Origin of the sequence: Neolewinella xylanilytica (assembly GCF_002934605.1) — a bacterium.
Lineage (GTDB): Bacteria > Bacteroidota > Bacteroidia > Chitinophagales > Saprospiraceae > Neolewinella > Neolewinella xylanilytica.
Map to the genome: position 1 here is coordinate 231,937 of NZ_PTJC01000006.1, position 18,180 is coordinate 250,116.

The window sequence follows — 18,180 nt, forward strand, 5'->3', positions numbered from 1 at the left end:
AACGGCTTCCGCCATTTGGTTAGTTCTTTAGTCAGTTGGCTTCGCCTTCTGGTTGGCCAGGTAGTCAATGCCCGCATTCGACATACTTTTCAGCGAATTCCTTGGCGGGGAGCAAGGTAGGGTGGCCTTTGCATGGCATTCTACAGGCTGTAGTTAAATTTCTAACAGGCTACAACTTATTGATAAACAGTTGTTTACAGACTAAAAGACTAAAAAACTAAAAGACTAACGAACTAATACCCCAACAACGCCAAAACAGCCTCCTCCAGCCGTCCCTTAGGCAGGTATTGTTGTTCCAGCGCAGCTGCGAAAGGTACGGGGGTGTCCAGGCTCGCGAGGCGACGGACCGGCGCATCGAGTAATTCGAAGCAGTGTTCCCCGATCCAGGCGGCGAGCTCTCCTCCGAATCCACCGGTCAGGGACGCTTCGTGGAGGACCAGTACGCGGCTCGTCTTGGCCACGCTTTGGCGGATCGCCGCGTAGTCGAGGGGAGCTAGGGTGCGGAGGTCGATAATTTCTATATCGTGGTTCAGGGATGCTACCGTTTCCATGGCCCAGTGTACCCCGGCACCGTAAGTAAGGATGGTAAGGGCTTCGCCTTCCTTTACAATTCGGGCTTTTCCTAGCTCTCCGGGGGTGAAGCCCTGGGGCACCGGGCCGCTAAGGGACCGATATAGGCCTTTATGCTCGAAATATAGAACGGGGTTGGGATCGGCGAGGGCCGCCAGCAGGAGCGACTTCGCATCCTCCGGGGTGCTGGGGTAGACGATCTTCAGGCCGGCGACGCTGGTGAACCAGCTTTCCATGGTCTGGCTATGAAATGGTCCGGCACCGACGCCACCGCCGACGGGGAGCCGGATCACCACATCGGCGTTTTGCCCCCAGCGGTAATGCAGCTTGGCCAGGTTGTTGACGATCTGGTTGAAGCCGCAACTGACGAAGTCGCCGAACTGCATCTCCACCATGGCCTTGCCGCCGGCGATGCCGTACCCCAACGCCGCACCGACGACACCGCTTTCGCAGAGGGGGGTATTCCGCACCCGGTCGATACCGAATTCCTCGACGAAGCCTTCCGTTATTTTAAAAACACCACCGTACTCGGCAATATCCTGTCCCATAAGCACTAGATCGGGATAGGCGCGCATAGCTTCCCGCAGTCCGTCGCTGATGGCATCTATGAACCGCAATTCCCGTATTTCTCCCGGCAAGGTTTGCAAGCCCGGCACCGCTGCGTACAGGTCACTCAACTCCATATCCGGATCCGCGGCGACGTCGGGCAGGTCGGCCGCCCGGGCCAGAGCGGCTTCGATCTCGCTTTTGATGGATGCGGTAAGCGTGGCCTCGAACTCGGCGGTAAGGACGCCAGTCTCGTGGAGGTAAGCTGCAAAGCGCACTACGGGATCGCGGTCCTGCCAAGCCTCGATGAGTTCGGTCGGGACGTACTTCACGCCGCTGGCCTCCTCGTGGCCGCGTACCCGAAACGTCCGGCATTCGATGAGTACCGGTTCCGGATGCGCTCGCAATTCGGCGGCCAGCTGACGCACCGTATCGAATACTTCAACGACATTATTACCGTCGATGGAGAGGCTCCGCATCCCGTAACCGACCCCGCGGTCTGCCAGGCTGTCGCAGGCATACTGCTCGCTCACGGGGGTTGACAGGCCGTACCCATTATTCTCGATCACGAAAATCACCGGGAGCTTCCACACCGCGGCGATATTCAGCGCCTCGTGGAAATCACCCTCGCTCGTGCCTCCATCGCCGGTGAAGGCCAAACTAACCTTTGGTTCCCCCTGCATTTTGTGCCAGAGTGCCACGCCCGCGGCCAGGGCCAGTTGGGGACCGAGGTGACTGATCATGCCAACGATGTGGTATTCGCGGGAGCCGAAGTGGAAGCTTCTGTCCCGCCCCTTGGTGAATCCACCGGGCTTGCCTTGCCACTGGGCGAAGAGCCGGTCCAGGGGTACCTCCCGACTGGTGAACACGCCCAGGTTCCGGTGCATCGTGAAGACGAATTCGTCGGGCTGGAGGGCCAGCGTACACCCCACACTGATGGCTTCTTGACCGATACCAGAGAACCACTTGGAGATCACCCCGCCGCGTAACTGCTTGAGCATTTTCTCCTCGATAAGGCGGGGCCGGAGCAGTTGCTCGTAGAGCCGGAGCAAGGTTGCCTCGTCGAGAGAATGGCCGGAAAAGGACAGCGGAGCAGTGGTGGCGGTCATGGCAGCAAGGTAAGGGGGACGCCCATGATTTTGAATCGGTTCAAGCCAAATATCTTCTCCCCGTCACCCTTTGGCTTCGGTCATGGCCGCGATAGGGGCAGTTGGTAGCCGTTGAAAGTAGCTGCCGACTTCACCTGGGCCTGGTACACTAGCACCGGGAACGCTCCCGCCGCGTAAGCGATGAAGCCGATGTGCCACAGCGCCCCGATCGCCACCAGCCCAATGCCGCCGGCAACCACCGTAATCGCGCGATTTGGGGTAGCGTGTACCTCGTTTACGTGTATCGATCTCGGTTTATGGCAGTGCTTACAGCTGGCAGTAAAGCGCTCCCCGACTGCTCGCTCCAAGTCCACCCGGTCGACGGCGTCCGTAGGCACCGACGAATTTTCGTGGCAGGAAGGGCAGGTAACGTACTTGGTCGTAAACACGGAACAAATCTGGTTGGTAAGTACGCTAAACGCGGTAAGGAGGTCTGTAAGTAGCTCCGGCCCCCACCTTAAGTCGAACAACCAGCTTGATTCCACCGTACCACCCCCAGACAAACGACTACTATGACCAACGTGGAAGCACAAAAACAATTCGGCGAAGCCGTTAACACCGGTAATCTGGACCTCATCCGCGAGGTGGTGGCACCGGACGTCAAAGATCATGACCCCGCTCCCGACCAGGGCCCCGGGCCCCAGGGCTTTATCGATTTCTTCACCATGATGCGCACCGCGTTTCCCGATCTAACGCTTGAAGTCGAGCATATGGTCACCGACAACGACAACGTCGGGTTCGCCTATACCGTGTCCGGCACCCACAAGGGCGAATTCATGGGGCTTGCACCGACCGGGAAGCGATTCAAGGCGCGCGGTCTGCAGATCGGGCGCTTCGAAAACGGGAAGTTGATAGAACGCTGGGGGAGCTCCGACGAACTGGGGATATTAAAACAGCTGGGAGCGGATAAGATTCCCGGTTGATCTTGACGCAGCAGGCGAGATAGGAGTGAAACGCCAGGAATAAGACCTTGGCCCGAATAGATTTAAGCCGAGATAGGTAAATTGCCGCGTAAACCCGGCGCATTTGCCGGTTTCATCGACTGTAATCCGCTTCTATGCCGCACCGTGTTTTGTTTATACTGATCGCGATCGGACTGGTCGCGCCGCTCCCCGCGCAGCAAACTCCCCGGGAAACACTATCCAGCCTCTTCGACGCAATGCGCCGGGCCGATACCACTGGTCTCGCCACCCTGTTTCACCCCGCCGCCGATCTCCATTCCGTCAGTACGGACGCTTCCGGCACCACCGTCGTACAGGCCGGCGACCTTAACAAATGGATGGCGGGGATCGCGGGAGCCCGGGCCGGCACCTTGGACGAACAGCTTCACTACACCAGCATCCGGACCGACGGCCGCTTGGCCACGGCGTGGACGCCCTACACTTTCGTGCTCGACGGGCAAATAAGCCATTGCGGTACCAACGCCTTCCAGTTCGTGCAGGACGGTCCGGACGGGAACTGGCGAATTCTCAACATCGTCGATACCCGCCGCCGGGAAGAATGCGAACGGGTCGACACCGTAGCCACCGTAGCCCGTATCGAAGCTTTAGCCACCGCCTGGCACGCCGCCGCCGCTGCGGCCGACAGCGCGGCCTTTTTCGGCGCCATGGCGGAGGAGGGCATTTACATCGGTACCGATCCGGGGGAGCACTGGACCAAGGCCGAATTTCTCTCCTTCGCCGCTCCCTACTTTGCCGCCGGCAAGGCGTGGAGCTTCGTGGCTACCGAACGGCACGTCTATTACGATGAAAACGAAAATATAGCTTACTGGGACGAGCTGCTCGATACCTGGATGGGCCCGTGCCGGGGCACGGCGGTAGTGAAACGCAATGCCGCAAATATTTGGGAGATCGTGCACTATACCCTCAGCGTGGCGGTACCCAATGACGCCATCCAGACTTACATCGACTTAGTGGATGATGGCCGGTAAACGCGAAGCGTGGGGGAGCAAACCCGTTCTTTACCAATAGTCAGCCTGACATTTATTACCTACTTTTGCCCTATGAAGGCCTACGATCAGCAGGATCGCCTATTGGTAGCAGTCGACTGCATCATTTTCGGGTTCGAAGCTGGAAAATTAAACCTATTGCTCATCCGCCGCGACTTTACTCCCCGCCGTGGAGAGTGGTCGCTGATGGGCGGGTTCTTGCGGGCGGACGAAAGCCTGGATGAAGCCGCAGCCCGGGTACTTACCGAACTTACCGGCCTGCAGGACGTCTATCTGGAACAGTTCCGGGCCTTCGGCGAGGTGGATCGGGACGAGGCGGAACGCACCGTTTCGGTGGGCTACTACGCCCTGGTAGAACAGGAAAAAGTGGACCGGCAGCTAAGTCCGGACTACGCCGCCCACTGGGTGCCGGTCGACGAGATTCCGTCCCTCGTATTCGACCACCGGGCCATGGTGGACGCCGCCCTGCGCCGCCTGCGCCACCGCGCCACCCACGAACCCGTCGGTTTCGAGCTATTACCCGACAAATTCACGATTTCCCAACTCCAGTCGCTGTACGAAGGAATCTTCGGGACGATCATCGACGCGGGGAATTTTCGCCGCCGGCTCCGCAAAATGGATTACCTCGAGCGACTGGCTGAAAAGGACACCTCGGGATCGCGCAAGGGCGCCTGGTACTATCATTTCGTTTCCGAACGCTACGCCGCCGCCAAATCGGAGGGGGTTGACTTCCTCCTTAAACCATAAGATTATGCAAGCCACCCAAGATTACACCATTGGTATCGATTTCGGATCCGACTCCGTTCGGGCTTTGATCGTGGACGTCGCCACCGGCGAGGAAGTCGCTACCGGCGTAGCCTACTACCCCCGCTGGGCCAAGCAGCAATACTGCGATGCGGCGGCCAACCGCTTCCGGCAGCACCCCCTCGACTATACCGAAAGCATGACCCAGGCGGTACGGAATGCCATTGCCGAAGCGCCGGAGAGCGTTGCCGAACGGGTGATCGGCCTGGCGGTCGACACCACCGGGTCGACCCCCGTGGCCGTCGACGAATCGGGTACCCCGCTGGCACTGCTGCCCGCCTTCGCCGAAAACCCCAATGCCATGTTCGTGCTCTGGAAAGACCACACCGCCATCGGGGAAGCCGCCGAGATCAATAAAGCCTGCCGCGCGGCGGATACCGACTACACGAAGTACGAAGGCGGCATCTATTCCTCCGAATGGTTCTGGGCAAAGGCCCTGCACGTGATGCGCGAGGACAAAGCGGTAGCCGAAGCTACCTATTCCTGGGTAGAGCACTGCGACTGGATTCCTTTCCTCCTGAGTGGCGGCAGCAAGGTGATGGACATGAAGCGGAGCCGCTGCGCCGCCGGCCACAAAGCCCTCTGGCACCCGGAGTGGGGCGGACTGCCACCGGAATCCTTTCTCACCGGGCTGGATCCGGTCCTTTCCGGCCTGCGGGACCGGCTGTTCGATGAAACCTATACCTCCGACGAAATCGCCGGTCAACTGAGCCCGGAGTGGGCCGACAAGCTGGGGCTACCCGCCGGCGTCCCCATCTCGGTCGGTGCCTTCGATGCCCACATGGGTGCCGTGGGCGGGGAGATCGAGCCCTTCCATCTCTCGAAGGTCATGGGCACTTCCACCTGTGACATGCTCGTCGTACCGGAAGGCCACGCGGGCGCCGAGACGCAGGTGAAGGGCATTTGCGGACAGGTTGACGGCTCCGTCATACCCGGCATGATGGGCATGGAGGCCGGGCAGAGCGCCTTCGGTGACGTCTACGCCTGGTTCGCCCGCCTGGTCGCCTGGCCGCTCGAGAACGTACTGGCCAAGAATACCTCACTGGACGATGCTACCCGCCGAAGCCTGATCGAAGAAACGCGGTCGGCCATCATTCCCGAACTGAGCCGTGCCGCCGAAGCCCTGCCCATCAGCGACGACATCCTCGCCCTCGACTGGTTCAACGGACGCCGGACGCCGGACGCGGATCAGTCCCTGCAGGGTGCCATCATGGGCCTGAACCTCGGCTCCGACGCTCCCCGCGTATTCCGCGCTTTGGTGGAGTCCACCTGCTACGGTGCCCGTCGCATCGTCGATCGCTTCATCGACGAGGGCATCCCCGTGGAGGGGCTGATCGGACTCGGTGGCGTGGCCAAGAAATCGCCCTTCATCATGCAAACGATGGCGGACGTGATGAACCGGCCGATCCGCATTGCTAAATCCGAGCAAACTTGCGCCCTCGGCGCCGCCATGTTTGCCGCCGTCAGTGCCGGCAAGTACGACAACGTTTCCAAAGCCATGGAAAAAATGGGCGGCGGCTTCGATGCCGAATACCAGCCCGACGCCGACCGGGCCGCCGTATACGAAGGGCTCTACCAACGCTACATCAGCCTGGGTGCGGCCATTGAAAAAGAAACCCACGAGGACCGCGACGACGCCGCCTCTCCGAAGCCGGATACGCGCTCGGTAGCCGAGCCCGCGGTAAGCGACAACGCCTAAAGGAAACGGTACCTCCGTTGCTCCCGCGCCCCGGCGCAAAAAAAATGAATGTATGAGTCAGTATAAAAACATAAAGCAGGCGGCTTACGACGCGAACATGCGCCTGCCCGAGCTGGGCCTGGTGCTCTTCACTTTTGGTAACGCGAGTGCGGTAGACCGGGAGCGCGGCGTCTTCGCCATCAAGCCCAGCGGCGTGCCCTACGCGGAGCTGAAGCCGGAGGACATGGTCGTCCTCGATTTTGACAACAACGTATTGGAGGGAGACAAGCGCCCCAGCAGTGATACGAAAACCCACGCCCTGCTGTACAAGGAATGGACGGGGATCGGCGGTATCGTGCATACCCACTCCACCTACGCGACCGCCTGGGCCCAGGCGCAGGCGGCCATTCCGATCATGGGCACCACCCACGCCGATCACCTCACCGTCGACATCCCCTGTGCCCCACCGATGGCCGACGACAAGATCGCCGGCAACTACGAGCACGAGACCGGCTGGCAGATCATCGACCACTTCAAGGAATTGAAGCTGGACCCCTCCGAGGTGGAGATGGTGCTGGTCGGCAATCACGCCCCCTTTACCTGGGGCAAGAACGTGGAGAAGGCCGTCTACAACGCCGCCGTGTGCGAAGAAGTGGCCAAAATGGCCTACCTGGCCCGCCAGATTAAACCCAAGGCTCCGCGACTGAAGGACAGCCTCATCAAGAAGCACTGGGAGCGGAAGCACGGCACCGGCGCTTACTACGGACAATAAGGACCGGGTAGCAGGTAGCTGCCACCGGGGCACCAACAAATAACAATTTACCGAAAATCTATTCCTCCCTTGAGTAATCCATTAACCATTACGGGCAAGACCCTCTATTTCCTCACCGGCTCTCAGCACCTGTACGGCGAAGAAACCCTGCGGCAGGTCGCCGAAGACAGCCGGCAGGTCGCCGACGCCCTGAATGGTATTGCGGGGCTGCCCGTCCGCGTAGAGTGGAAGCCGGTCCTGACTACGCCAGACGAGATTTATCGCCAGCTGCGGCTCGTGGAAACCGACGACGACTGCATCGGCATCATCTGCTGGATGCACACCTTCTCGCCCGCCAAGATGTGGATCAAGGGATTGCAGGTGCTTCACAAACCCATGTGCCACCTGCATACCCAGTTCCTGCGCGATATCCCGTACGCCAACATCGACATGGATTACATGAACCTCCACCAGAGCGCCCACGGCGGGCGGGAGTTCGGCCATATCTGCACCCGCCTGGGCATCCCCCGCCGGGTCATCGTCGGACACTGGGCGGCGACGCAGGTGCAACAACAGTTCCGGGAGTGGTGTGGCGTGGCACTGGCCCGCGATGCCGACCGCAACATGAAAGTGGCCCGCTTCGGCGATAATATGCGCCAGGTAGCCGTCACCGAAGGCGACAAGGTGGCCGCCCAGATTACCCTGGGGTACAGCGTCAATGGCTACGGCATGGGCGACCTGGTGGAGCGGCTGGACGACGTGAAGGAAACGCAGATCGACGACCTCCTGGAGGAGTACCGTTCACTCTACACCCTGGCGGATAATCTCCTGCCCGACGGCGACCGCTACCCGAACCTGCGCTATAGTGCCCGCCTGGAGATCGGGATGCGCGCCTTTCTGGAAGACGGTGGCTTTACCGCTTTCACGGATACCTTCGAGAACCTGACCGGTATGCGGCAGTTGCCCGGCCTGGCCGTACAGCGGCTGATGGCCGACGGCTACGGCTTCGGTGGCGAAGGCGACTGGAAGACCGCCGCCCTCGTACGCACCATGAAAGTGATGGCTACCGGCCTGGAAGGCGGCAACAGCTTCATGGAAGATTATACCTACCACTTCGAGCCCGGCAACGAGTCCGTACTGGGCAGCCACATGCTGGAGATCTGTCCGAGCATCGCCGGCGACAAGCCGCGCATCGAATGCCACCCCCTCGGTATCGGCGGTAAGGCGGATCCCTGCCGCCTGGTCTTCAACGCAGGGGCCGGCGAGGCCCTGAACGCCAGCCTGGTGGATATGGGCGACCGCTTCCGGCTGCTCATCAACCCGGTAACGGCGATCAAGCCCAAGGCCGATCTGCCGCTGCTGCCCGTAGCCCGCGTGCTCTGGCAGGTCAAGCCCGATATGGCGACCGGCGTCGAGGCCTGGATCAAGGCCGGTGGGGCTCACCATACCTGCTACAGCCAGAACCTGAGCGTGCGCCAGTTGGTGGATTACGCGGAGGTTAGTGGCGTGGAGGCATTGGTGATCGGGTAGGGGCGGTATTCGAGCTCCGGCTCGTGCCCCACCTAAAGTACTTACGGTAACCTGCGCGAGCCGGAGCTTAGAACCGATTGGTTCCCGAGCTCCGGCTCGCGCTTTTACGGTTGGTTGCATTCGGTGAATTTGGGGAAAACGTAGTGGGGCTTACGTATCGGTCTGCCCCTTGCTTTGCTCGGGTAGGGCCGCGAGCCGGAGCTCACGAACCGGGCAACTTGGCGCCTCCTCCCGGCAAATTACGGGGCCCGACATTCCCTTAAGGGATATGCCAGCCTTCCGGAAAACGTTTACGGGGCGTACGCCAGTCCTGCATCGGCAATTGGCTGCTCCGGTATACCCGGTGCTTTTTCGTGCCGGGGGGAAGCCTCGTGCTCACCGTCTTCCGGCACCCCAACTACACCGCATGAAGAAAATTTACCTACCCCTAGTATTCCTTTCCTCCTTCCTCACCGCCCAGCAAGGGTTCCTCCTTCCCGTAGCCGCGGCCGACTTCGAGCGGGATCTGTGCGTCAGCCCCACCGGCGACCGCATTCTGGCCGGTAGGGTAGCGCTGGATACGGTGATCGGCCTCGACCTCGATCCGGGCCGGGGGGAGACCCGTTTCCCGGGTACGCTCACCAGGGCGGATTCGGGTTCGGCGGCCTACCTGGCGTCCTATGCGCCAAACGGTGACCTAAACTTTGCCCTCCTACTGGCCGATACCTCCCGCGGCGCGAACGATGTCCGCGCCTTTTTCGTGGATACCGACTACGACGGTAACATTTACTTGCAGGGTAATTTCTCCGGGAGCGTAGACTTCGCCCCTGGGGAAGCGGAATACATCGTAGCTACTCCCCAAGACCGCCCCCGGATGACCTACCTCGCCTCCTACACCGAGACGGGGGAGTTCCGGTTTGTGATTACCCTGCCGGATTACCAGCCGTCCATCTACCCGAGCGGTCGCGTCCGGCAATTCGGGGTAGACGGCGGCGGCAACAGCTATTCCCTGATCGGTTTCTCCGATGCTTTCGACTACGATCCGGGCGAAGCGGATTTCATTCTGGACGGCAAGCGCCCCGTCATCGCCTCCTACGACCGGACGGGCGCCTTCCGCTTCGCCTTCGAAACCATCCATGCCCCTTACGTGCTTGGTGTCGCCAAGATGGGCGATTTCTACCTCGGCGGGGAGTACCGGTCGGAAGACTTCGCCCGGGACCTCGATCCCCAGCCGGATTCGGAATATTTCTTGCCCGAATCGGATGCACCCCTGGCTCACGTCGTCCTGTCCTTTACCAATGAGGCAAAGCTCAACTTCGTCCACCCGATGGTCGGCCGCCAAATTTTTCCCTATCTCCTTGACGGCGATAAGGATGGTAACCTTTATATGGCCGGACCCATGCATCCCGGGGAAGCGGACTTCGACTTCAGCGCGGAAACCTTTCTGCTCAAAGTAGATGCCACCTACGCGGACCACGATTACTTCCTGGCTAAGTACGCCAGCGACGGTGCGCTGGTGCGAGCCCTCCTCCTGGAAGAAAAAGCCGACACCTTCGCTTTGGAGGAATTCGTGGATTATTCCCTGAGCGACGACGGTGATATCTACCTCAGCGGGCGGATGTACGGCGAAAACCTAGACCTGGACCCCTCGGAGAACGAAGCCCTGGTCAGCGGCCAGGGAGCCTACGGGGAACGCGCCCTGATTGCCGGCTACGATTCGGACCTCAATTATCGCTTCGGGTACACCCTCGGCGATACGACGGAGGACAACATCTCAGATGCGGGCATCTGGTTCAAAATTGCCCCGTCCAATGTATGTGGCGACTATGTCCTCATGGCCGACGTCCCCTTGCCGCAAACGATCGATTTCGATCCGCGGCAAGGCTCCGCTTACGTGCCTATGGCCGTGGCGCCCGGTCGGGATACGGTGGGGCTGGCCCTGATCACCTATTCGCACGACTTAGTTGCCGGCGAATCGGACTGTTTACTTTCCGGCCTGCGGGGTGAAAATGATCCGGCAGTATCGGCCTTGCGCACGTTTCCGAATCCTTCGCAGTCGGGTAATTTCGAAGTCGACCTTTCCTTCGCGGAGGGGAAGGCTGCCGAATACCTGGTCGCCGACCTGTCGGGCCGAATCATTCAGCGCGGCCGGGTATCGGAATCTGCCGTGCCGTTTCGCCTCGACCTGAGCAACCAGCCCACCGGCGTGTACATCGCCAAATTCCGGACGGAAGGACGCACCGCCGTCGCCAAGCTCGTCGTGGGGGGTAAGCCGGGCGCGTAGTTTTTATCAGTGCCCTGACTGGCTATCCCACTGAAAGGCGAGGTAGGTACCGCTGCTTTCCCCCGTGTTGCGGATCGCGTGCGGCACCTGGGACGGCAGGTAGTACACATCCCCCGCCTGACCGGTATACCGATGGTCACCGATCTCCATTTCCGTGGTTCCTTCGATCATGATGACGATCTCGGCGGCTGCGTGGACGTGGGGCTCGTGGCTTTTGATGCCGGGATTCAATTGCGTCTTGTGCATCTCGTAGTAGGGGCAGGTGGGGGTGGAGCGTTCGAAGTATTTCCACTGTCCGCCGCGGTCGTGGGGCTGAAAGGTCAAGGTTTTGTACGGTACGACGAAGGATGCTCCCGAGCCCACCGGGCCGGAATTGGGGTAGTGCATGCGGTAAGCGACGAGGGCTGCTTCACCGGTCGAGCGCACCATAGCCGAGTCGCCGGCCGCAAGCAGGAGCACACTTTCCGGGGTAAGCGACCAGCTGCTGTCTCCTACTTCGACGGTACCGTTTCCTTCGCGCAGGATGAATATTTGTTCCCGATCGGCGCTGTTCACCAGGGTAGGGGCTGCTTCGATGGCCAGATCCCACCGTTCCATGACGAGGTCCGGGAAGTGCGCCGTCGGACCGGCATATAAAACGGCATCCTCCGTATTCTCCGGGAAGGGATACGATCCCCCGTCCACGTGTTCGGGCAGGTGCTGCTCGCCGGCCAGGAGCGCGGCGAGCATAGCGGCGGTCGTTTTGGCGGTCGGTACTGGCTCCCACCTTGCCGTGGCTGCCACGGGAACGCCCATGCGGTTTATCTCCGCCAGGATGCGGTTCCGGTCCGAAGTATCCGGGTCGGAGCGTAACACGGCAGCAGTAGCGCGGATGGCACCCTGCGCGATCAGGTTGTCCAGGATCCAGGGTAGGTAGACCCCGCCAATCGAATCCAGTAACCGTTCGGGGGTGGTCAGGATTACAATCGAATGAAGGGTATCCCGGCCCGCTGGCAGGTAGACGGCCCGGGCGCCCGCGACGTCCCGTAGCACCTTTCCGTGCGGAAGATTTTCGTAATACCGGCCGTTCGGACTGGCTTGCTGGGCCACCACGGGTAGGGTCAGCAAGAAGAAAATAGGGAGTAGGTACCGGTACATATGCGTAGCTTGATCGTCATTTGCCGCCTTTTGTCGGCGCCGCCAGTAAGATACCACAGCGGCCCCGCGCACCGGCCACTACCTTGCGCGTCAGCGCCCCGCTATCCGCGTCAATTCACTAATTTCTACCCATGCCATCGCACATTCCGTCTATCTCCGGCTATAGAACGTTGTCCTTCATCCTCTTCTCTTTGCTTATGGCAACCCTTACGGCTCAATCGTCCACCGGTATATTTGATCGTTCCGTCGACCTCGGAACGGGTTCGGGAGCGAGTGGGACCACCCAGTACGATGCCGTGACGCAAACATACCGACTCGCGGCACCGACGGATGATGGTGCCCGGCGCTATCTGTGGACGACGCTGCAGGGCGATTTTATCCTCCGGGCCGAGATAACGTTTCCGGAGGAGACCGCGTCCCGCTCAGCCGGTTGGACCCTACGGGATCACTTGGGGCTCCAGGCTCCTGAGGTGGAAGGAATGGTTAGCGCCACCGAGGCCGTAGCCGATGAGCCCCATGTCGTGGAACTGGCCCGGACCGGGGATAGCCTTTCCTTCCGCACCGCCCGCTTCGGCGAACCTCTCCAACTGCAGTGGACGCGGCAAGATACCCTGCGGAACGAGCTGTTCGCGGGACTAACGGTAAAGGGGGGCGCCGGCGCGCAGGTGCAATACCGTAACGTCCGGATCACCCATCCCGCTCCCGAAACGCTGGTCCCCTACCGGGATTACCTCGGCAGCCGCCTGGAACTCATGGACGTGGAGACCGGCCTGCGTACCGTAGTCCTCAACAGCGACCACTCCCTCCAGGCGCCCAACTGGACGGCGGACGGTAAGTATCTCCTCTACAATTCCAATGGCTTCCTCTACCGGTACCGCTTGTCGGACGGTTACGTCGATATGCTCAATACCGGCTTCGCCACCCGCAATAACAACGACCACGTCCTCAGCTTCGACGGCAGCCAACTCGGCATCAGCCATCACGTAGCGGAGGAGGACGGCGCGAGCACCATCTTCGTCCTGCCGGTCGAAGGCAGCGACGCCCCCCGTCGGATCACGCTGCCGAACGTCGGTCATTCCTATCTCCACGGCTTCTCCCCGGACGCGAAGCAGGTAGTCTTTACCGGCGGCCGCAACGACAAATACGACATCTACCTAGCCGACGTCGATACCGGCGAGGAAACCGCCGTGACCGACACGCCCGGCCTCGACGACGGTCCCGAATTCAGCGCCGACGGCCGCTACATCTACTTCAACAGCAACCGTAGCGGCATGATGCAGCTCTGGCGGGTGGAGCCGGACGGTAGTTATCCCACCCGACTGACCGAGGACCACGAGTACAATGACTGGTTCCCCCACCTTTCCCCGGACGGCCGGGACATCATCTTCCTAAGCTTCGGCACGGACGTGGAATCCTCCCAGCATCCGTTCTATAAGCACGTTACCCTCCGCACCATGCCCGTGGCCGGCGGGGAACCGAAGATACTGGCCTACATCTACGGCGGCCAGGGCACCATCAACGTACCGAGCTGGTCGCCGGACGGGAAGTACGTGGCCTTCGTCAGTAATACGGGGCGGTAGTTTCCTTACGAGGATAGGTTATTGTTGATCGGGATATAGACGTTCGGTTATAGTTGTTTGTGGGCGGCACCACTGGTTACCATGGTATCGGTGCCCGAAGTATACAACCGGAAGCAACTTGAAATCAAAGTCGAAAGGGGTCTGTCATTCCAGGAGACTAATCCGCACGTTGCGGTAGTACAATTCCGCCCCTTCCGCCTGCAGGGAAATAAAACCTTCCGTTAGCGGTGCCCAGTCACTACCGGTACCGGGTCGTAGGGCCTGTGAAAGGGCATTAACCAGGTGGCCGTTGACGTAGAAACTGGCGCTGTCGCCGCTTACTTCCAGGTCAATGCTATTCCATCCCTCTTGCTCCCAGCTAAAACTGCGGGCGAACTTAGTATATCGCTCGCCGGTACGGACCTCCGGCTGACCGGAGGGGGAGAAATTGCGGGCATCACCATGGATCGGAGATGTCGCGCGCGCACCGATCAGCCAGGCGTCCCTCGTATCTCCCTCCTGGATCTGGCATTCCAGGCCCGAAGGCCAGAATACATCCGTTTCGTAAACGTGGAATAGTACGCCGGCATCGCGCACCGAAGCGTCCCGTGGTGCGAATCGTTTCTCTCCCCATTTGTACTCCAGGTGCAGCCGGTAGGCACTGTAGCTACTGTCAGTGGTCAGTGCCGCGAAGGGTTGGCGGCTACCCGCCGTGGCCGTGGGGTAAACGTGCAGCAGGCTATCTTCCCAAACGAAGTACTCCTGCTCGTCCACGTCGACCTCCCCCCGATCGGCCACCAGTATTCGCCAACCAGAGAACGTGGCATCGAAAAGCAACGGTTCTCCCTGAGCGGAAAGCGCCGTACAGCTGAGTACGAGGTAGGGCAGTAAGGCGTAGCGGTGGATCGACATGATGTGAAAAGTACGAAGTATCCGAATGATAGCTAACTACCTGCGAAGTCGGCTTGGAAAAGGGCGTAGTATCTTTTCGAGATCAATACCTCCCGATGCGCTCCGTTTTATTCCTCCTCCTTTTCCCCCTGCTAGCCTTTGGACAAGCCGATTCAAGCGCCTTGCAGGTACTGCTTGCCGACTACCAAGCCTACGAACGCTACGATACCACCAACCTTTGGGGGAGCCGCGCGGCCGGCCAGGTGGAAGAGGAGCTCGAAGCCATGCAGGCCTTCCAGCACCGGCTGGCTGCCATTACCGAAACGGCTGACTCCTTAAATATTGACCGCGAGCTGCTCGAATTCGTCCTGGAAGACCGCATCTACCGCCTGCGTTTCGGCACCTACCAGTTTCCGCTCAACGCCGAGGGGGGCTTCCTCACCGACATCGTTTACCGCTTCGGCAATCGGCGCGTCCGGTCGGAAGGGGAACTGGACCGCTACCTCCGGGAGCTACGGGCCATCCCGGCTCACTTCCGCGCCCAGCAGGCGGCGATGCAAGATGGGTTGGCGGGCAAACGCACCAATCCCCGACTGGTGGTCGACCGCGTACTGGCCCTCATCGATCGCACCCTCGACCCGGAAACCGGCCGGTTGCTGTTCCTGCAGCCCGTGGCCGACTACAACCCAGGGGTGGATTCGGTGAATGCTGTCCTGCAGCAGGAGGTGTTGCCCGCCTACCAGGAATTACGCAATTACCTCGAGCGGGAATACTTACCCCAGCTTCCCCGGGAACCCGGTATTTCCTCGATCGAAGGGGGCAAGGATTACTACCGCCACCTGATCCGCTACTTCACCACGACGGAGGAAATGACGCCGGAGGAAGTATTCGAGACCGGGATGCGGGAAGTGGAACGGATCCGGTCGGAGATGGAAAAAGTGATGGAATCAACGGGATTCGAAGGATCGTTTGCCGAGTTTCTCCGCTTCCTGCGCACCGACGCCCAATTCTACGCTCAATCGCCGGCCGAGCTGCTGGAACGGGCCGCCTGGATCACCAAGCGGATGGAGGGCAAACTACCGGATTACTTCGTGCAATTACCGCGCATGCCGCTGACGGTCAGTCCCGTACCGGCATCGCTAGCGCCCAATTATACGGGTGGCCGGTACAGCCCCGGCTCTTACCGGTCACGCCGCGCGGGGGCCTTCTGGGTCAACACCTACGACCTGCCGAGCCGGCCATTTTACACCTTGCCGGCCCTGGCGCTGCACGAGGGGGTACCCGGTCACCACACCCAGATGATGCTGGCCGAGGAGCAGGAAGGGCAATCGAATTTCAGGAAAGGATTGTACCTCTCGGCCTTCGGGGAGGGGTGGGCGCTCTACTGCGAGTACCTGGGCAAGGAGGCGGGGATGTACGAGACCGCCTACGAGGATTTCGGCCGGCTGACCTACGAAATGTGGCGGGCGTGCCGGTTGGTGGTAGACCCGGGAATCCATTATATGGGCTGGTCGCGCGAACGGGCCGTGACCTTCATGGCCGAAAATACGGCCCTCTCGATGCGGGAGGTGAACTCGGAGATCGACCGCTACATCGGTTGGCCGGGGCAGGCGGTCTCTTATAAAATGGGGGAATTAACGATCCGTCGGCTGAGGCAGGAGGCGGAAGCGGCGCTGGGCGAAACATTCGACCTGGCGGAATTCCATAACCTCGTGCTGGCCAACGGATCGGTAACTATGTCGCTGCTCGAACGGATCGTGCGGCGGTACGTCGCGGAACGAACGGAGGATTAGTCTTCCTCCACCATCATTTCCTCGCCGAGGGCGGAGAATTCGGCTTCCATTTCCTCGCCGTTGAGCATGAACTCGACTTCGTAGGCGTCGCCGTCCTCTTCCCACTCCACGTCGGTGGCGCCGGGGTAGGCAGCGTTGAAGGCGCTTTGGACGGTGGTGGGTACCTCTACGGCTTCGGCGGTCTCACCGCAGGCGAAAAGAGCGATGGCAAACAGGGAGGAAAACAGTAATTTCTTCATTGTGGGTGTATTGAAGGGAAAGGAGTACCCCCGGGCTGACGCGATTAATCGCGGCGGAGCGCGGGAGCAATGTCAATCGAATAACAATAAACTTCCCGGGATGTGGACGGCCGCGGCAAATATTCGGCGTGGCTGGGGCTACTACGTGGCTGGAGAGGCCAAATCGCATTAATTTAAGATTTTGGGTGGTGGGGTACACCCTATCTTTTGCCTGCCATTTTTACACCTAATCCCCCGATTCCCATGCAAAAATTCATCTACTTCCTCCTCTTCGCCCTGTGCTGTAATCAGCTCGGCGCCCAGATTGCCCGCGGCGACAAGCTACTTTCGCTGTCTTCCGCATTTCCTTCCGCCTTTGCCGACGCGCCGGTGTCTCGACCTCAGGCCGCCTACAACGCCGGACTTCTTTACGACGGTCAGTCCGGGTCGGTGGGCCTGTTTTTCGGTGGCGATTACGGCTATGCGCTACGCGACCGGCTGGTGTTGGGTATTGGTTCCCTGGGGTTGATTGACTTTTCCTCCGATGCCGACAACGTGATCGTATTGCGGCCAAGCGTGCGGTACTACGCCGTCAATGCCCCGAGCCTGATGGTGTTCGGCCAGGTAGGCAGCTCGCTCACCAGAATCGGTGAGGAAAACACCTACTTCGAGACCCTGGACCTGACCGCCGGCCTGCATTATCCTCTGGGAAGTGGCGCCCTGCTCACCCCGAAAGTGGCCTACACCGTCAACGAAGGGCCAAACGTGCTCGCCCTGTCCGTCGGCCTCGAACTGCTGATGAACTCCGACGATGCCACCGACGAAGTGGTGGCCGGCATCCGCAAAGGGCGAGTAATGATCGGTGCCGAATCCGTCGGATTCACGCTGCGGGACGACGATAGCGCGCTGGGCGTAGAACTGGGTGGCCATTACTTCGTCCTCGATCGCCTGGCCCTCGGCGCCCAGATCGGGTACCGCGGCGACTACGCCCGGCTGCGGAGCGGAACGGGCGATGGAACTTCGCTTACCTATACCACCTTTAACGCTGCCCTGGCCGCCCGCTACTATTTGACCGCCCCAAGCCGCCGTGTTTGGTTCGCGGAAGCCGGCGCAGGACACCGGCGTTCGGCGCTGAGATCCGATATTTTAGTCGACGTTCCCGCCACTTCTCAGCAGTATCTTTTCTTCGGTGGGGGGATGCAGCGCTTCGTCCGCGAGAATCTGGCCCTGGAAGTCGGCCCGAACGTGCAGTACAACTTCGCGGGGGAAAACTGGACGTACGGGCTCAATTTCGGATTCCGCTATCTGCTATAGTCGCGGGCTTTACTTCGGTGGTGTAACTTC

The 18,180-nt window shown here is 60.4% G+C and carries 15 protein-coding genes; 10 read left to right on the top strand and 5 right to left on the bottom strand.

All coding sequences use genetic code 11. The annotated features are described in order from the left end of the window. Positions 1 to 233 precede the first annotated feature (233 nt). Together CLV84_RS10260 and CLV84_RS10265 are read right to left on the bottom strand one after the other, a co-directional pair. A complete protein-coding gene (locus tag CLV84_RS10260; RefSeq protein WP_104419705.1) occupies positions 234 to 2,225 on the bottom strand; it encodes an alpha-ketoacid dehydrogenase subunit alpha/beta in 1,992 nt (663 codons plus the stop codon). Positions 2,226 to 2,305: 80 nt separating this feature from the next. Beyond that, entirely contained in the window at positions 2,306 to 2,653 is a 348-nt protein-coding gene (locus CLV84_RS10265) for a hypothetical protein (RefSeq protein WP_146088777.1), read from the bottom strand. A gap of 123 nt (positions 2,654 to 2,776) precedes the next feature. Between CLV84_RS10265 and CLV84_RS10270 the strand changes: the two genes are divergently transcribed. The 7 genes from CLV84_RS10270 to CLV84_RS10300 all read left to right on the top strand — a co-directional run bounded on the left by CLV84_RS10270 (position 2,777) and on the right by CLV84_RS10300 (position 11,238). Further along, entirely contained in the window at positions 2,777 to 3,187 is a 411-nt protein-coding gene (locus CLV84_RS10270; protein ID WP_104419707.1) for an ester cyclase, read from the top strand. A gap of 134 nt (positions 3,188 to 3,321) precedes the next feature. Continuing rightward, positions 3,322 to 4,194: a nuclear transport factor 2 family protein gene (locus CLV84_RS10275; protein ID WP_104419708.1), complete on the top strand. Its 873-nt coding sequence runs from the start codon at positions 3,322 to 3,324 to the stop codon at positions 4,192 to 4,194. A gap of 72 nt (positions 4,195 to 4,266) precedes the next feature. Further along, the gene (locus CLV84_RS10280; RefSeq protein ID WP_104419709.1) at positions 4,267 to 4,959 is read left to right on the top strand and encodes an NUDIX hydrolase; all 693 of its coding nucleotides are present in this window, start codon (positions 4,267 to 4,269) and stop codon (positions 4,957 to 4,959) included. 4 nt (positions 4,960 to 4,963) lie between these two features. After that, on the top strand, positions 4,964 to 6,715 hold the full coding sequence (locus CLV84_RS10285) for a ribulokinase (protein ID WP_104419710.1): 1,752 nt from the start codon (positions 4,964 to 4,966) through the stop codon (positions 6,713 to 6,715). 52 nt (positions 6,716 to 6,767) lie between these two features. Continuing rightward, positions 6,768 to 7,466 carry an L-ribulose-5-phosphate 4-epimerase AraD gene (gene araD, locus CLV84_RS10290; RefSeq protein WP_104419711.1) on the top strand — a complete coding sequence of 233 codons (699 nt, stop codon included), beginning with the start codon at positions 6,768 to 6,770 and terminating at the stop codon, positions 7,464 to 7,466. Between the two features lie 69 nt (positions 7,467 to 7,535). Then, the gene (gene araA, locus CLV84_RS10295) at positions 7,536 to 8,975 is read left to right on the top strand and encodes an L-arabinose isomerase (RefSeq protein WP_245911472.1); all 1,440 of its coding nucleotides are present in this window, start codon (positions 7,536 to 7,538) and stop codon (positions 8,973 to 8,975) included. Positions 8,976 to 9,381: 406 nt separating this feature from the next. Continuing rightward, positions 9,382 to 11,238, top strand: a complete 1,857-nt coding sequence (locus CLV84_RS10300; protein ID WP_170067659.1) for a T9SS type A sorting domain-containing protein — start codon at positions 9,382 to 9,384, stop codon at positions 11,236 to 11,238. A 6-nt stretch (positions 11,239 to 11,244) separates the two neighbouring features. Here the strand turns inward: CLV84_RS10300 and CLV84_RS10305 are convergent, their stop codons facing one another. Then, positions 11,245 to 12,375: a cupin domain-containing protein gene (locus tag CLV84_RS10305; protein WP_104419713.1), complete on the bottom strand. Its 1,131-nt coding sequence runs from the start codon at positions 12,373 to 12,375 to the stop codon at positions 11,245 to 11,247. Positions 12,376 to 12,506: 131 nt separating this feature from the next. On the opposite strand from CLV84_RS10305, the gene CLV84_RS10310 reads away from it, so the two are divergent. Further along, the gene (locus CLV84_RS10310; protein ID WP_211295285.1) at positions 12,507 to 13,955 is read left to right on the top strand and encodes a TolB family protein; all 1,449 of its coding nucleotides are present in this window, start codon (positions 12,507 to 12,509) and stop codon (positions 13,953 to 13,955) included. A gap of 144 nt (positions 13,956 to 14,099) precedes the next feature. Here CLV84_RS10310 and CLV84_RS10315 read toward each other — a convergent pair whose 3' ends face one another. Continuing rightward, positions 14,100 to 14,846, bottom strand: a complete 747-nt coding sequence (locus tag CLV84_RS10315; RefSeq protein ID WP_104419715.1) for a 3-keto-disaccharide hydrolase — start codon at positions 14,844 to 14,846, stop codon at positions 14,100 to 14,102. 95 nt (positions 14,847 to 14,941) lie between these two features. On the opposite strand from CLV84_RS10315, the gene CLV84_RS10320 reads away from it, so the two are divergent. Beyond that, positions 14,942 to 16,618 carry a DUF885 domain-containing protein gene (locus tag CLV84_RS10320; protein ID WP_104419716.1) on the top strand — a complete coding sequence of 559 codons (1,677 nt, stop codon included), beginning with the start codon at positions 14,942 to 14,944 and terminating at the stop codon, positions 16,616 to 16,618. Here the strand turns inward: CLV84_RS10320 and CLV84_RS10325 are convergent. Beyond that, complete coding sequence (locus CLV84_RS10325; RefSeq protein WP_104419717.1) at positions 16,615 to 16,857, bottom strand: hypothetical protein; 243 nt, start codon at positions 16,855 to 16,857, stop codon at positions 16,615 to 16,617. The genes CLV84_RS10320 and CLV84_RS10325 overlap by 4 nt on opposite strands. 243 nt (positions 16,858 to 17,100) lie before the next feature. Between CLV84_RS10325 and CLV84_RS10330 the strand changes: the two genes are divergently transcribed. Further along, complete coding sequence (locus CLV84_RS10330) at positions 17,101 to 18,150, top strand: hypothetical protein (protein ID WP_104419718.1); 1,050 nt, start codon at positions 17,101 to 17,103, stop codon at positions 18,148 to 18,150. Positions 18,151 to 18,180: the final 30 nt, after the last annotated feature.